Below are 15,039 nucleotides of genomic sequence, written 5' to 3' on the forward strand. Positions count from 1 at the left end.
CGATGAACGTGGTGACGACGTGGTTGCCGCCGTTGACCACCGACGGCTCGTCGAACTGCGGCTCGTTGAGCAACCGGTAGCCCGGCACGTAGGTCTGCACCTCGGCCACCACGTCCTTGATCGACGCGGTGATCGCGGCGTGGTCGGCATCTTCGGGGATCGCGCAGAAGATGGTGTCGCGCATGATCATCGGCGGATCGGCCGGGTTGAGGATGATGATCGCCTTGCCTCGCTGCGCACCGCCGATGNATCGCGCAGAAGATGGTGTCGCGCATGATCATCGGCGGATCGGCCGGGTTGAGGATGATGATCGCCTTGCCTCGCTGCGCACCGCCGATGTGCTGCACACCCGCGCTGGTGGTCTTGGTGAACTCGTCGATGTTGGCGCGCGTGCCCGGCCCGGCCGACGCCGAGGACACCGACGCCACGATCTCGGCATACGGCACCCCGACCACACGGCTGACCGCGTAGACGATCGGGATGGTCGCCTGCCCACCGCAGGTCACCATGTTCACGTTCGGGGCATCCAGATGCTCGCGCAGATTCGCCGGCGGGATCACCCCCGGACCGACCGCCGCCGGGGTCAGATCGACCGCCCGGATACCCGCCTCGGCGTACCGCGGCGCCGCGTCCCGGTGCACATAGGCGCTGGTGGCCTCGAACACCATGTCGGGCATCTCGTCGCGGGCCAGCAGCCAATCCACACCCTCATGCGAGCTCGCATGAGGGTGTGGATTGGCTGCTGGCNCGGATACCCGCCTCGGCGTACCGCGGCGCCGCGTCCCGGTGCACATAGGCGCTGGTGGCCTCGAACACCATGTCGGGCATCTCGTCGCGGGCCAGCAGCCAATCCACACCCTCATGCGAGGTCTCCAACCCGAGCTTGCGCGCCCGCGCCAGACCCTCACTGTCCGGATCGATACCGATCATCCAGCGCGGCTCCAACCACTCCGAACGCAAGAGCTTGTACAACAGATCGGTACTGATGTTGCCCGACCCGACGATCGCCACAGACGCTTTGTTGCCGGCCATAGAGGCTCCTATTCGAAATCCAGTCGTACTGAACCTAACCCGCTGAAGTCGGCGACGAAATGGCTGCCGGGGGGTGCATCTATCGCACGCGTGCACGACCCCGGCAGCACGATGTCGCCGGCTCGGAGGCGGACGCCGAAACTCTCGACCTTGCGGGCCAGCCAGGCCACCGCGGTCACCGGATTGCCCAGCACCGCATCGCTGCGCCCTTCGGCGACGACCTCACCGTTGTTGGTGAGCACCGCGTCGATCGCACGGATATCGATGTCCTTGGGCGACACCCGAGCCTCACCGAGCACCCACCCTGCCGACGACGCGTTGTCGGCGATGGTGTCGCACAACTTGATCTGCCAGTTGGTGATCCGGGTGTCGATCAACTCGATCGCGGGCGCGAAGGCCGCTGTCGCCGCCAGCACATCGTCCTCGGTGCACCCCGCGCCGGGAAGATCGTCGGACAGGATGAACCCGACCTCGACCTCGACCCGCGGATAGAGGTATTTCGCCGACTCGACCGGGCGATCCTCGAAGACCTCCATGTCGTCGAGCAGATGCCCGTAGTCCGGCTCGTCGACGTTCATCATCTTCTGCATGGCCTCCGAGGAGAGGCCCACCTTGTGGCCGATCACCCGGGCACCGTCGGCAATTTTCGCCCGGATGTTGATCAGCTGGATCTCGTAGGCGTCGACGACATCGATGTCGGCGTGCCGCTCGGTCAGCGGGGAGATCGGCTCGCGGGTTCGCTCGGCCTCGGCCAGCTCGGCGGCGAGCTTCTCGCGCACCTCGGTGGGCAACATTTGGTGAAGTCCCCTCGTTTCGTCGACCGGCACAGTTGTTAGTCGGCCGGGCAATTCTATAACGTGTTCTACATGACGGAGCAGGAGTATGACGTCGTCGTGGTGGGCAGCGGCGCCGCGGGCATGGTCGCCGCCCTCACCGCCGCTCACCAGGGCCTCTCGACGATAGTCGTCGAGAAGGCCCCGCACTACGGTGGTTCCACCGCACGTTCGGGCGGCGGAGTGTGGATTCCGAACAACGAGATCCTGAAGCGGGACGGGGTGAGCGACACCCGCGAGGCCGCGCGCACCTACCTGCACGCGATCATCGGTGACGTGGTGCCGCCCGAGAAGATCGACACCTATCTCGACCGGGGTCCGGAGATGTTGTCGTTCGTGCTGAAGCACTCGCCGTTGAAGCTGTGCTGGGTGCCGAACTACTCCGACTACTACCCCGAGTCCCCGGGCGGGAAGTCCACCGGACGATCGGTGGAACCCAAACCCTTCGACGCCAAGAAGCTCGGAGCCGACATGAAAGGCCTCGAGCCGCCGTACGGCAAGGTGCCGCTCAACGTGGTCGTCATGCAGCAGGACTACGTGCGGCTCAACCAGCTCAAGCGGCATCCGCGCGGAGTGTTGCGCAGCCTCAAGGTCGGCGCCCGCACGATGTGGGCGCAGGCGACGGGAAAGAACCTCGTCGGTATGGGCCGCGCGCTCATCGCGCCGCTGCGCATCGGCCTCAAGGAAGCCGGCGTCCCGGTGCGGCTGAACACGGCGATGACCGACCTGTATGTCGAGGACGGTGTCGTACGCGGTATCTACATCCGCAACACCGAGGATCCGGAAAGCGCTGAGCCGCAATTGATCCGGGCCCGGCGAGGCGTGATCCTGGGCAGCGGCGGATTCGAGCACAACGAGCAGATGCGGGTCAAGTACCAGCGCGCACCCATCACCACCGAGTGGACGGTCGGCGCGGTGGCCAACACCGGCGACGGCATCGTCGCCGCCGAGAAGCTGGGCGCCGCACTCGACGTCATGGAGGACGCGTGGTGGGGCCCGACGGTGCCGCTGGTCGGGGCGCCGTGGTTCGCACTGTCGGAGCGCAACTCCCCGGGCTCGATCATCGTCAACATGAACGGCAAGCGGTTCATGAACGAGTCGATGCCCTACGTCGAGGCGTGCCACCACATGTACGGCGGCCAGTACGGACAGGGCCAGGGGCCCGGCGAGAACATCCCGGCCTGGCTGGTGTTCGACCAGCAGTATCGGGACCGCTATATCTTCGCCGGACTTCAACCGGGACAACGGATTCCGAACAAATGGATGGAATCCGGGGTCATCGTCAAGGCCGACACCCTCGCCGAGCTGGCCGCCAAGACGGGCCTGCCCGCCGATACGTTCACCGCCACCGTCGAGCGCTTCAACGGATTCGCCCGCACCGGGGTCGACGAGGACTTCAAGCGTGGGCAGAGCGCGTACGACCGCTACTACGGCGATCCGACGAACAAGCCGAATCCGAACCTCGGCGAGATCAGCCACGGCCCGTTCTACGCCGCCAAGATGGTCCCCGGTGACCTGGGCACCAAGGGCGGCATCGTCACCGACACCCACGGCCGCGCGCTGCGCGACGACGGTTCGGTCATCGACGGCCTCTACGCCGCGGGTAATGTCAGCGCCCCCGTGATGGGCCACACCTACCCCGGTCCGGGCGGGACCATCGGCCCGGCCATGACGTTCGGTTATCTGGCGGCACTTCACCTGGCCGGCAAGGAGTAACGCGTGCCCATCAACCTCGACGAGGCCATCGGCGCCGAACTCGACCCGGTCGAGTTCTCCTGGAGCAGCAGCGACATTCAGCTCTACCACCTGGGTCTCGGCGCGGGCGCCGACCCGATGGACAAGCGGGAGCTGCGCTATCTGACCGACGGCACACCGCAGGTGTTGCCGACGTTCGGCAATGTGGCACAGAGCTTCCACATGACCGAGCCGCCGGCGGTGAAGTTCCCCGGTATCGACATCGAGTTGAGCAGGGTGCTGCACGCCAGCGAGGCGGTCACCGTCCCCGGCCCGATCCCCCCTGCGGGCACCGGCATCGCGGTCACCCGCTTCACCGAGATCTGGGACAAGGGCAAGGCCGCTGTCATCTGGTCCGAGACCGAGGTCAAGGATCCCGACGGCACGCTGCTGTGGACCCAGAAGCGATCGATCTTCGCCCGCGGCGAGGGCGGTTTCGGCGGCGACCGCGGCCCGTCCGGGTCGTCCGCGGCGCCGGAGCGCGCGCCCGATCTCGAACTCTCACTCCCGACGTCACCGCAGCAGGCGCTGCTCTACCGGATGTGCGGTGACCGCAATCCGCTGCATTCGGACCCGGATTTCGCTGCCGCAGCAGGCTTTCCGCGTCCCATCCTGCACGGGCTGTGCACCTACGGCATGACCTGCAAGGCGCTGGTGGACGCCCTGCTCGACGGAGACGTCAGCGGATGCGCCTCCTACGGCGCGCGGATGGCCGGCGTGGTGTTCCCCGGCGAGACGCTGCGCGTCAGCGTCTGGAAGAACTCCGGCGACGACCGGGCCGGCTACTCCGCGGTGGTCACCGCACCGGAGCGGGACGACGCGGTGGCTCTGGCCGGTATCGAGTTCGTCCCCGTCTGACAGCCGGCGGTTTCTACTTGCAGAGATCCGCGATGTGGTTGGCGGTTGTCTGAGCGTTGGTCAGCCGGTCCTTCTGAGCGGCGTCGTCAGGCTTCACTCCGGCGAGCTGACCCATGCCGATGTATTGGAGATCGTTGGCAAAGGACCGCGCCGCGTCCGCAAGATCGGCCGGCACGCCACCGTTGAGCCTCGACAACAGGAACTGGCCACCGCCCAGGGTTGCCAGGCGAGCGTTGGCCGCCACAGCCTGGGTCGCCACCTGGTCCCTGCCGAGATCGGCATTGGTTTGCAGCGACACCGCGTTCCGCACCAGGTCGAATGCTTCGCACACTTGGGTCTTCGCTTCCGCAGGCTGTTGGCCACCGGATGTCTGAGAGTCGCGGTCGGGCGACGACCGCACCACCGCCCAGATCGCAAGAGCAACTGCTACCGCAGCGACCGCCAAGGCGACCGGGGCAATCCAGCTCATCGGCCTGCGCGGTGTCGAGTGTTCGGACGTGGTTGGCGACATGGAGGCGATACTAGCCGGGCGCGGGTGGTGCGCTGCACGCTGGTGGCCAAACCGCCTCTGAGATAACAATATTCGGCCACGACGGCAGTGCGGGCGCCGATGGTCACATCGACGCCCGCACTATCATCATGGTCCGGGCCGGTATGGGTCCCGGTTCCCTGCCTGCCTAGGGAGTGCTGGCGGGGGAACCCGCGGTCCCATCCGCGCCGTCGCTACCCAGCGAGCCTCCCGCACCGCCGGCGCCTGCTGCGCCACCCTTGGCGGTGCCTGTCGTCGCCGCGTCGCCGCCATCGCCGCCGTCGCCGCCGTTTCCGGTGAAGCCGGTCGAGTTGCCACCGTCACCACCGTCGCCACCGGTCGCCTTTCCGGAACCGGTGGTGGCATCGCCGCCGTCGCCGGCGTCGCCGCCGGTACCGGAGCCTCCGGCATCGCCGCCGTCACCGCCCTTGCCGCCCTCGGCCGCGGCGGCACCGGAAGCGGTCGCATTACCGCCGTTGCCCGCGTCGCCACCGGTGCCGCCGACCGAGGATGTGCCGCCGGCGCCGCCGTCACCGCCGGTGGCCGTCACACCAGTGCCCGAGCCGGCTTGCGCGTCCCCGCCGTCTCCGCCGACACCGGCGACACCATTGGGGTCATGATTGAGGCCGCCGGCCCCGCCCGTTCCGCCGGTGGCGCTGCCGTTGACCGACTCGGCGCCACCGCCCTTACCGCCGGCACCCGCCTGGCCACCGAACGTGCCTCCGGCACCTCCGGCACCGCCGGCTCCGCCTTGTGCGTCGGCCTCGTTGACGTCCTCCGTGGTCGGATCGTCCACGTCGTCGTTGAAGATGTCAGCGCCGGCCCCACCGTTTCCGCCATTGCCGAAGAATCCGGCGTTGCCGCCGGCACCGCCGGCCCCACCGTTCTTGCCCTCGACACCGGCACCGCCGTCGCCGCCGTTGCCGAACCACAGGCCGGCCCTACCGCCGTTACCTCCGTTGGCCCCGTCGCCGCCGTCACCGCCGAGGAGCCCGCCGCGTTGACCGTTGCAGGCTCGGCCTACGCAGTCGTCGGCGGCGTCGGCGCCGTCACCGATCAGCCAGCCGTTCGGCCCGATGATCGGACGGAGTGCGACGGCGGCCGCCGGTGTGATGGCAGCATTCGCCGGGCCGTCGTCGCCGGTCACACAATCCGCGCCTGCGACAGCGCAGTCCTCCCCGGTGGACGCCAGCAGGACTTCGTAAGACACAGGAGACGTCGACTCGGCCGGCACGAGTGACAGCGCTCCGGCGTAGGCCATCGCCGCGCCGGCGACGCCGGCGGTCACTCCGGCTCTCAAATAGGTCCGCGCCCCGAGCGGGCGCATGTTCTTGTGCGAATGTTTTGACATGAGAGAAACCCCCCTTGGACGGTTGCGATCGGATCCCCTCTCGCAGCAGTCACACTAAACAATCGTCGGCGTCGCGACAGCGAAAACTCGCATTTGCTGCACTTCGTGTCTCAGCGGTAAAGCCTGCCTCGGAGGCGCCGAAGAGTCCGCAACCGAGGAGTCCTGCGGGAACGCGCTGCGGTGGGCCGGCTGCCCACTCGTGACACCGTGAGCACATCGTTCCCATCGCAATCACAACTCCGCGGTCCATGCGTCAGGCCGCCGTCGCGATCGTCCCGAATGACTGCCCGACAACACGTGTCGTCCTTTCGGCACCCCGCCGAGTTCGATTCGATCTGGCAGTACTGACGGGACAAGCCGTGTCTCCGTGTTTCCCCGTTCCTGCCCTAACGGAAACGATTCCCGCGCTGCTCACACTCGATGGACGCCGCGCCGTCACCGTTCGATTCGCGTCGTGCACAGATAGCTGAAGCCGGTTCGACAACCCGCGACGGACCTTCGTCCATTGCTCTCCTGCTGGCGCGGCGAAGGCATTAGCAGCGGTTTGTTAGGTTGCTCGAGGGGCAACCTCGCTGCTCGCTCAACGAAACCAGGAGGACATCGTCGTGAACATCAAGCCCGCTCTAGTCGCCGTGACCGCCGCTGCCGCGGCCGCCCTCGGCGTGGCCGGCGCGCCGTTTGCTTCGGCCGATCCGGAGGTCACGTACCTCGGACAGCCCGGAGAACTCGTCAACGGCACCGTCGTCCAGCACTGGACCGTCACCGGCCTGAAGCCGAGCACTGACACGATCCCCTACCAGCCCGTCGGCACGTTGTGGGAGGCCACCGCCACCGACGAGGCCATCGCCGGCTCGGTGACCCCCATCGTCTCCAATTTGAATGCGCGTGCCCGCAACGGCGACACCTATCGCGTGCTGTTCGGCGTCGCGACGCCGCAGGGTGTGAATCCGTCGCCCCTGTCACAGGGCGAGAAGACCACCGGGAAGATCTACTTCGACGTCACCGGCGAGAAGCCCGACAGCGTCTTCTACGCCACCGGCGGACCTGACCCGATGCTGCTGTGGGTGGAGGCGCCGCCCGCTCCGCCGAGCGCGTCGAGCCGATCCCGCACACCGGCGGACACCGGTTCGTCGCCGGCCTCGTCGGGCGCGGCCGAGACGTCTCCGGAGGCTCCGGAGACGTCGACGACACCCACGCCCGGTGCCGCACCGGCTTCGGCCACCCCCGCGCCGACGGCCACCCCGCTGCCCGCAGGCAGTGCGGGCACCCCGCTGCCGCAGGGTAGCTCGGGCACGCCGCTTCCCGCCGGTAGTGCGGGCACGCCGCTCCCCGAGGGCGCCGCAGCGAGCCCGGCCCCGGTGCCGGCCGCCGTCAGCCCGGCCCCGGTGCCTGCCGCGGTCGCCCCGGCTCCGGCCGGCAGTGCGGGAACCCCGCTGCCCGCGGGCAGCACCGGCACTCCGATCCAGGGTGCGACCGCTCCGGCGACCGGCCCGGCCCCCGGCCCCACGACGACCGTCGTCGTTCCGCCCCCGGCCTGACGTCCGCCGGGCCAGCGCGCTAGGAGTGCGAAGCCCACCAGGTGTACAGCTGAACCATGTTGGGACCCTGCGGTCCCGATTGCACCGCACTGACCATGAGATTCGCGTCCGTGGTCCACGCAACGGTCGGCTTGCTCTGCTGAAAGCCGCACACGAGCGTCCCAGCGGTCTCCTGTGGGGTGGCATTGCGTCGCCACGGTCCCGGCGACTGTATGTTGCCGGGACAGTCCACGACTGACGACGTGTTGACCACATCGTCGAACAGACCCTCGAGCGCATCGTTGTCCTTGGCCAGCGTGTACGTGGCCGAGAGTGGGCCCCCAGTATCGGCGTTCGGGGCGCAACTGAGCTGTACCAGCGCTCCTTTGGCGGGCACGACCGCTTCGCAGGAGTCCGCGGCATACCCTCGCGGCAGCATTGCGCGAAGCCGCGCCTCCGCCTGCTCCGGCGATTCGGTCTTTGTGGTGGCGCCCGCGTCGCCAGACGGCGCGTCGGTGTTCGGCGACGACGGCCAGAACGACCAGGCAAGTACCCCGAGGGCCACGATGGCGGCGGTGGCGGCCGCGATGAGCACGACCGGCCGGTTGTCCCGCCGGACCGGACGGGGGTTGACCGACAGCGGTGAATCGAATCGGCGGTCCGTCGCAGCCGCCGACGTCGGCCGCGCGTCGCGCACGGACAGCGGTCCGGTGTCCTCGTCGTCGGGTTCCGTTTCTTGGGAACTCATGCTGACTAGGCTAATGCGTGCTGGGTCTCGATCGCGTGAGGCTTTCGTGCAGGTGACGGCGCCCCCGCACCGCGGCGATCAGTTGATGCGCGAGCTCGCTGTTGGTGCGAACGTGGCGTGCCCTTGCCGTTTACGGGCTGGCCGAACCCCCGCCCGACCCGTCACCGCCACTCGAAGAGTCATTGCCGCCGCCCGTTTCTCGCCCCCCCGCCGAGGCGTCGCCACCGGCCTCGGCACCGCCTTGTCCAGATGCCGAGCTTGCCGTCGAATCCGCGCCGTTGCTCGACGAGGAGTCGCTCGACGATGAATTGTCCTGTCCACCCTGGGGTTCCTCGCTACGGGGCACGGAGGTGTCCTCCGAACTCAAGTCCTCGTCGAGCGTCGCCGTTCCCGGCGCTTCGTAGTCGACGGTGGATGGCGCCGACTCAGTCGGCTCCGGTGTCGAGATCACCGAGGGCACGAGGGTCTCGGGTGCAAACGTCTCGGGTGCAAACGTCTCGATTGTCGGCGTGAACGTCTCAGGCGCAGCGGTCATCGTCGGCGGAGTGAACGTCTCAGGCGCCGCTATCACGGTCGTCGGCGCGAACGTCTCGGGCGCAATGGTGACCGGCGCCGGCGCGATTGTCGGAGCCGGGACCGTCTCCAACGTCGCAGCGAACACCTCGGGCGCCGCTACGGTCATGAGCATCGGCGCAGCGGCCACAGGCTCAGCCGCACGCATCACACTGACTGTGACGGCGCTGGCGACGATCGAGACGCCGGGCTCGACGTTGACGAATCCGGCAGGCGCCATCGCAGGCGCTGTCGCAGGCGTGCTCGCAGCGAGCGACTCCGCAGAGGCGCTGCGGACGTAGCGCATGTCCACGCTGGCAGTCGGCCTACCGTTGACTGCGATCTCGACCTGATAGGGCGTTTCGGGCGCGGATGTCAGCGCGATCTTGCCCATCTCCGTCTTGATCCTCGGAAGATCCACGGTTCCCAGGGAAGCGGCGTCGAGCATCCTGCTCAAGTCCCTCATCTCAGGAAGCCCGAGTACGGCAACCAACGCGGAATCGGGCAACGCCAGCAACGCGCGCAGTTTGTCGATCAATGCCGACACGTCCCTGTCACCGAACCTCGAAGACAAGAGGATCAACAACGCTTGCAACTTGGCTTTCACCGGCACCTCACCCAGAGCACCGAAAAGTCCTGGGTTGGCGGCCATTTGGGGACCCGGTGCCAGTCCCACCCTCGCACCCGCGAACGTCTTGAACTCCACGGATTCGGTGCTAACAAAACTGCGGACATCGATCGGACCGGTGGCGACACCTCTCCTCGGTGAGTCACCGGCAACAGCAGTAACTTTCGCCATATCAGGGAGTGCAACGTAGATCCCGGCCGGCACCGTCGTCGGAATGAGAGCCCACGTCTGGATCGCGATACCCGAGACCAGAAACAGCAGGAAACCGCGACGGGTTCCTTTGGACATGTGGTCGCCGATGAGCTCAGGGTGGTCGACGACCTTTCGAATCGCCGTCAACGGATCCGATTTGCGAACACGCGGCGTCTCGCTCACAGGCCACCCTCCTCGATCTTGGGTCGTTAGGCCAAACCACGTGCCCGGAGTGGCCGGAGTCTCATCAGGTAGGTGGAACAGTGACGCGATTGCACGCATTCGCTGTCTTCGACTGCACTGCGCATGGCCTCATGGCGTCCCGCCGACAATGGTGTTGTGGGAACAGCGTAGGACTTTGCCAGACAGGGTGTCAATATCATCGTGAGTCAATTCAGTTAAGAAGTCAGACAGACGATGGCCGGCCCGATTCGTCGACCACGACGACAGCGCCAACGGCGGGTGCGGACGTTGCGGCCCAAGGCGATCTCCGCATGTGATCGCTCGTCGACTTTCTCCGAATCTGCAGCTTTTCAAGGATTGCTCATCGATCTGACCGGGCCGCCGTCTCACGCGTGCCGGTACCTAGGTAGGAACTAGTTCTCTGCCGCACTGCATGGATCCCGGCATGCCGGACCAGCTCGGATTTGCCGAAGAAACTATCGACAGCAAATACCTCTTGGAACAAAGATCATCGTTGCTGCGACAGACGATCGGCGTCGGTGAAGGAGGATTGTCCGCAACCCCTTCGATTACCGGAGTCTTCGGGCCCGACCTGGCGATAGTCTCGCGGCGACACCGCTGTGTCTGCGATAATCCAGTCCTGGTCAAGGTGGCACACCGACCGAAGGGCGTTGATGACGAGACCACTCCCCTCGTCGGTAAATCACCGGAACGTGCCGGGCGCGCCGGCGAAGCACGATGGAAGCGGTCGCGGGCGGATCTCTGCCTGGAGGTGGGGAAAGTGCCTCATGGAAGGGTCGTTTCGTACCACGTGCGGAGCGATTCTGTGTGTCCTGCTGTGCACGTGCGTGTCGCCGACGGCGAATTCTGACGTCTACCAGGACTACAGCACTGAGCCGAACGGTAGCCATCCTGCTGTATTCGACTCCGGGCAGACCGCGATTCTCACCTACACGCCGAACGAGGCGGCCCGCCCCACCATTTACGGGGGGAGGTCGATCATCACGTACAACGGCCCGGGCCGCGGTGCCGGGTACGCCACCGCGCAGTTGGGCGCCACCGCCTCCTATGTCGAGGCTGATTGGAATTTGGGATCCGGTGGAACCACCAGCGGCGCGCTGGCTTTGGGCTTGTACGCAACGGCGATCCCGTCTGGCTACCTGGGCGACACACTCACACCGGACAGTCCGGCGCACGTTGTGTTCCTCGATGATCACTTCGAGTACGGCGTATGGCAGAACCATGGTCTGGCGGTCATTGCGAATGTGCCATACGGGCGCCGCTTCACAACCGAAACTCAGCACGTTGCCGTCTACGTCGACAAGGCGGCGGGCCAGGCGTGGGTGTTGGGACCGACCGGCGCCGTATACGGTCCGTTCACGCATCCTCAGATCAAGGACGTGACGGCTCCGTATGTGACGGTCGAGCAGTTCTACGGCAACGCCAGTACCGATACTCGCGTGGAGATCCAGCGATGGCGTGCATCGTCAGATCCCGTCAATCCGCCCATGCCACGGCAGTGAAGTGAATTGCGGGCGACCGGAACTCACCCGGCGAGCGCCCACGTGAGGCGAAGAGCAGCAGAGTTTCCGCTCTTCCATGTAGGTTGACCTCTGTGGCATGGACACTGACGGATTTCGGTGCGCTTGACGCGAATCAACGAAAAGCGTGGTCTGATGTCCGCGATGGCAATCCGGCCCTCGACAGCCCGTACTTCCATCCGGCCTTCGCCGGCGCGGTGCACGCGATGTTCGGCGACGTGCAGGTGGCTGTGAACGACGGGCATGTCTGGTTCCCGATGCAGGTGCACAAGCGGCGCGCGCGGCCGGTCGGCTGGCCGGGTGCCGACTTCCAAGGACCGGTGGCGCCGCCGGGTGTTCCTGTGGATCCCCTCGAACTGGTACGCACCACCGGGTTGCGGGCGCTGACCTTCGACCACATCTCAGAAGAGCGCACCGATTTCGCGCCATGGGTCGACGGATATCTGGAAGCGCCCTTCATCGACGTCACCGGCGGCCTCGACGGCTATGTGGGCCGGATCAGCAAGGCGAGTCGGGACAAGCTTTCGCGAGTGCGCCGGATGACCAACAAGGCGACACGTCAACTCGGCGAGGTGCGTCTCGTGTGGGATGCCAGGGATCCCCATCTGCTGGACTGGTTGATCGACACCAAGCGCGACCAGTACGCCGCAACCGGCGCATATGACTTCTTCGCCATGCGTCGCCGTCGGGACTTGGTCCACCATCTGGCCCAAACCAGAGCCGACGGTTTTGCCGGTATGCTGTCAGCGGTCTACGCGGGAGATAAGCTGCTCGCGGCGCACTTCGGTCTGCGTGACGGTCCGGTTCTGCATTGGTGGTTCCCGGTATTCGACAGGTCGTACGCCGAGTTGGCCCCCGGGTGGATTCTGTTGCGGGAGCTGATCTCCGCCGCCCCAGAGCTGGGATTGGCTCGGATCGATCTCGGCCCCGGCGAGGAGGACTACAAGCGGCGGGCGATGACCGGCGCGGTGTCGGTGGCCCAGGGGGAGGTCACGGCCGCGCCGTGGAGACGAAAGCTGCGAGTGGCCCGCATCGCCGCCCAGCGAACCGCGATTGCGCGACTGAAAGACTCTCCGCTCAAACCGAAACTGAGCGCGATGCGGGCGACGGGGTACCGCGCCCTCGCGGCACGCGAAGCACGCAGGTAGCTACCCGGGTGGCGGGCGTCATCTCTGCGTGCCGCCGTTGAGGACATCCAGTTCTCGCGCCCTGAGCATCCGCGGAATCCAGACAAAGTCCGGAATCACCTGCGCCACCACCATAGCGACGACCGCTGCGGCTACCACGCCGGTGGCGCCCCACCTTGCGCCCCACCAGATGCCCAGCAGCACAGCCGTCACTCCCATGACCGTGATGCAGAACGATTGCCACCGGGCCTCACGCGGCATCGTCAGCATCACCCCACCTGGCAGGTGGATGCATTCCACGAACAGCATCATTGCGAACGCAACCGCCAATGCCCGCGGCGCGACGACCAGGCCGCCCGAAAGCACTGAGGTGGCCCACGGTGCGAATGCCACGATGCCGACGCCGGCGACTGCGGACACGATCCCGAATGCGGCTACCGACCTCAGCCACAACTGAGTAGAAGCGACCGTGGCTGACCGCCTTTTGACGAAGACCGGCCACAGCGCCATCCCTGCCGTATCGAAGACCATCCACACCACGCCGAAGATCTGCGCTGTCAACGCATAGCGCGAGAGCTCTTGTGGCGTTGAGACGTGCGAGAGGATCAGTCGGTGGGACTGAAGGCCCAGCGGTAGACCGACACTCAACACGAACATCCACAACGAGCCGTGCAGAACCTTGCGTCTGGAATGTTCCACGCTGGGGCGCGCGAACGACGCCCACCCGAGACCACTGACCCGTAACGCGAAGATCGTGGCAACGCAGTTCCCTGCGAGTACCCCGCCGGCACCTGATATCGCGTACCAAATGCCCTCCGCCCCGACACTTTTCAGGGCCAACGTCAACAGCAAGGTGAACGCTGCGTTGGCGATGGTCATCAGCACTGCCAACGGATTCATGTTCAAACCGATGATGATCCGGATACCGATACCAGCTGGGATTCCCAGAGCGATCAGACAAACGGCGACCGTGATCGCGACGCGGTCAGCCGAGCCTGTGTTGGTTCCGATCAGCAGGTGCCATGAATCCGTCGCCATGACCGCGAGGCTGATCACGATCAACCCGGCTGCAACCGCACTCAGCATGCGCAAACCACGCTGCACGGTGGCCAGAGCCACGCCGTCGTCCGTCAGCCGGCCGGCCCTCGAACAGGCACTGGTCACAACGGCGCCGATTCCGAGATCGGCGAACGGGATGAGCAGGCTGAGCGTCGTTATGAGTGAGACGACCCCGAAAACCGCCTCTCCGGTTTCGCGAACGATCATTGCCGTGTTGACCAGTCCGATCAGCGCGACCAACGGCGTGCCGACGATGCGGAACGTCGTCCCCAGCACGATCGCCTTACGTTCGGCGGGCTGAAGCGACGCGTCATAGCGAACGGCGTCAGTGGAAGTCATCACTGTGCCCTGTCTGACTGCGGTCAGGAGTTCGCACTGGAACCATGCCAGGTCGACAGGGAGAAGTAGGCGGCGCGCTGCACCTGGCCCGATTCCAACAGCCCGGAGACTGTGGTGCTCTGCAGGGTACGCCGCCGCAGCCCATCGATGATCAACTCTGCGGCGGCCGCCCGATCGAACGTACAGGCGGGATCATCGGCGAGGGTGTCGTGTAACAGCACAATGCTCCCTGGTTCGGTTCGGTCGATCACCTCGGACGCCACCTCCCGCTCTCCCAACCCGCTCCAGTCGAAACTGTCCAGATCCCACATCACCGTCTCGAGGCCGGCATCGCGTTCACCCAGGAACGAGCCCACAGTCTGGGCGCCGAAGGGGGGACGGAAATACTTGACAGGTTGCCCGGAGATCGTGGCCAGTTCCGATGCCGCTGCGGCGAGCATCAGGCGCGTTGATCGCCGCGAACCGCCGGCGAGCCTGCGGTGGTCGTAACCGTGCAGACCGATCTCGTGTCCCTCGGCGACGACGCGATGCACCAACTCCGGCAGCCGGCGAGCGCTCTCCACCAGCATGAAAAATGTTGCGTGCGCAGAATACTGCGCGAGAATGTCGAGTATCTTCGGGGTCCACTCACTGCTGGGCCCGTCATCGAAAGTCAGGGCCACGAGTGGCCGGTACGTCCGCACACTCCGGATCGACCCCCAACGGGTACCGACGACAGCATCGACGGCACTGTGCGCGGCGCGCTGCAGGCCACTCTTGCGGGCAAACGGATCGTTCATTACTCCCCCAGTCACACTTTCGAACGACAAACTGTTT

General features: G+C 66.3%; 12 protein-coding genes and 3 pseudogenes. 5 read left to right on the forward strand and 10 right to left on the reverse strand.

Annotated elements, in window-relative coordinates; all coding sequences use genetic code 11:
- The 4 genes and pseudogenes from MCHLDSM_RS38900 to MCHLDSM_RS01635 all read right to left on the reverse strand — a co-directional run.
- Positions 1-248, reverse strand: a pseudogene (locus tag MCHLDSM_RS38900) (acetaldehyde dehydrogenase (acetylating)); the annotation flags it as partial.
- A 1-nt stretch (position 249) separates the two neighbouring features.
- Positions 250-747, reverse strand: a pseudogene (locus MCHLDSM_RS38905) (acetaldehyde dehydrogenase (acetylating)); the annotation flags it as partial.
- A gap of 117 nt (positions 748-864) precedes the next feature.
- Positions 865-1,032, reverse strand: a pseudogene (locus MCHLDSM_RS40290) (acetaldehyde dehydrogenase (acetylating)); the annotation flags it as partial.
- Positions 1,033-1,040: 8 nt separating this feature from the next.
- The gene (locus MCHLDSM_RS01635; protein WP_048468597.1) at positions 1,041-1,826 is read right to left on the reverse strand and encodes a 2-keto-4-pentenoate hydratase; all 786 of its coding nucleotides are present in this window, start codon (positions 1,824-1,826) and stop codon (positions 1,041-1,043) included.
- A gap of 72 nt (positions 1,827-1,898) precedes the next feature.
- Here MCHLDSM_RS01635 and kstD point away from each other — a divergent pair, with 72 nt between their 5' ends.
- Entirely contained in the window at positions 1,899-3,581 is a 1,683-nt protein-coding gene (kstD, locus tag MCHLDSM_RS01640) for a 3-oxosteroid 1-dehydrogenase (RefSeq protein ID WP_048468718.1), read from the forward strand.
- Positions 3,582-3,584: 3 nt separating this feature from the next.
- Positions 3,585-4,457, forward strand: coding sequence for an enoyl-CoA hydratase ChsH3 (locus tag MCHLDSM_RS01645; protein WP_048468598.1), 873 nt, complete (start codon positions 3,585-3,587; stop codon positions 4,455-4,457).
- Between the two features lie 13 nt (positions 4,458-4,470).
- On the opposite strand, the gene MCHLDSM_RS01650 is transcribed toward MCHLDSM_RS01645, so the two are convergent.
- Positions 4,471-4,968, reverse strand: coding sequence for a hypothetical protein (locus tag MCHLDSM_RS01650; protein WP_234713819.1), 498 nt, complete (start codon positions 4,966-4,968; stop codon positions 4,471-4,473).
- A 166-nt stretch (positions 4,969-5,134) separates the two neighbouring features.
- Positions 5,135-6,337: a hypothetical protein gene (locus tag MCHLDSM_RS40035; protein ID WP_048468600.1), complete on the reverse strand. Its 1,203-nt coding sequence runs from the start codon at positions 6,335-6,337 to the stop codon at positions 5,135-5,137.
- 605 nt (positions 6,338-6,942) lie between these two features.
- Here MCHLDSM_RS40035 and MCHLDSM_RS01660 point away from each other — a divergent pair.
- Positions 6,943-7,875, forward strand: coding sequence for an MPT63 family protein (locus MCHLDSM_RS01660; RefSeq protein ID WP_048468601.1), 933 nt, complete (start codon positions 6,943-6,945; stop codon positions 7,873-7,875).
- A gap of 19 nt (positions 7,876-7,894) precedes the next feature.
- On the opposite strand, the gene MCHLDSM_RS01665 is transcribed toward MCHLDSM_RS01660, so the two are convergent.
- A complete protein-coding gene (locus tag MCHLDSM_RS01665; RefSeq protein WP_048468602.1) occupies positions 7,895-8,602 on the reverse strand; it encodes a hypothetical protein in 708 nt (235 codons plus the stop codon).
- 130 nt (positions 8,603-8,732) lie between these two features.
- A complete protein-coding gene (locus MCHLDSM_RS01670; RefSeq protein WP_048468603.1) occupies positions 8,733-10,157 on the reverse strand; it encodes a hypothetical protein in 1,425 nt (474 codons plus the stop codon).
- Between the two features lie 848 nt (positions 10,158-11,005).
- Here MCHLDSM_RS01670 and MCHLDSM_RS01675 point away from each other — a divergent pair.
- Positions 11,006-11,680 carry a hypothetical protein gene (locus MCHLDSM_RS01675; RefSeq protein ID WP_048468604.1) on the forward strand — a complete coding sequence of 225 codons (675 nt, stop codon included), beginning with the start codon at positions 11,006-11,008 and terminating at the stop codon, positions 11,678-11,680.
- Between the two features lie 224 nt (positions 11,681-11,904).
- The gene (locus MCHLDSM_RS01680; RefSeq protein WP_109788724.1) at positions 11,905-12,846 is read left to right on the forward strand and encodes a GNAT family N-acetyltransferase; all 942 of its coding nucleotides are present in this window, start codon (positions 11,905-11,907) and stop codon (positions 12,844-12,846) included.
- Positions 12,847-12,864: 18 nt separating this feature from the next.
- Here MCHLDSM_RS01680 and MCHLDSM_RS01685 read toward each other — a convergent pair whose 3' ends face one another.
- Complete coding sequence (locus MCHLDSM_RS01685; protein WP_048468720.1) at positions 12,865-14,223, reverse strand: lipopolysaccharide biosynthesis protein; 1,359 nt, start codon at positions 14,221-14,223, stop codon at positions 12,865-12,867.
- A 23-nt stretch (positions 14,224-14,246) separates the two neighbouring features.
- Positions 14,247-15,002, reverse strand: coding sequence for a polysaccharide deacetylase family protein (locus MCHLDSM_RS34830; RefSeq protein WP_053082820.1), 756 nt, complete (start codon positions 15,000-15,002; stop codon positions 14,247-14,249).
- Between the last annotated feature and the right edge of the window lie 37 nt (positions 15,003-15,039).

The sequence above is a fragment of the Mycolicibacterium chlorophenolicum genome, assembly GCF_001044235.1.
Taxonomy (GTDB): domain Bacteria; phylum Actinomycetota; class Actinomycetes; order Mycobacteriales; family Mycobacteriaceae; genus Mycobacterium; species Mycobacterium chlorophenolicum.

Bases quoted from the DNA above. Each gene is read 5' to 3' on its own strand.
- MCHLDSM_RS01635 (WP_048468597.1), bottom strand. From the start codon at position 1,826: ATGTTGCCCACCGAGGTGCGCGAGAAGCTCGCCGCCGAGCTGGCCGAG.
- kstD (WP_048468718.1), top strand. From the start codon at position 1,899: ATGACGGAGCAGGAGTATGACGTCGTCGTGGTGGGCAGCGGCGCCGCG.
- MCHLDSM_RS01650 (WP_234713819.1), bottom strand. From the start codon at position 4,968: ATGTCGCCAACCACGTCCGAACACTCGACACCGCGCAGGCCGATGAGC.
- MCHLDSM_RS40035 (WP_048468600.1), bottom strand. From the start codon at position 6,337: ATGTCAAAACATTCGCACAAGAACATGCGCCCGCTCGGGGCGCGGACC.
- MCHLDSM_RS01665 (WP_048468602.1), bottom strand. From the start codon at position 8,602: ATGAGTTCCCAAGAAACGGAACCCGACGACGAGGACACCGGACCGCTG.
- MCHLDSM_RS01680 (WP_109788724.1), top strand. From the start codon at position 11,905: ATGTTCGGCGACGTGCAGGTGGCTGTGAACGACGGGCATGTCTGGTTC.
- MCHLDSM_RS01685 (WP_048468720.1), bottom strand. From the start codon at position 14,223: ATGACTTCCACTGACGCCGTTCGCTATGACGCGTCGCTTCAGCCCGCC.
- MCHLDSM_RS34830 (WP_053082820.1), bottom strand. From the start codon at position 15,002: ATGAACGATCCGTTTGCCCGCAAGAGTGGCCTGCAGCGCGCCGCGCAC.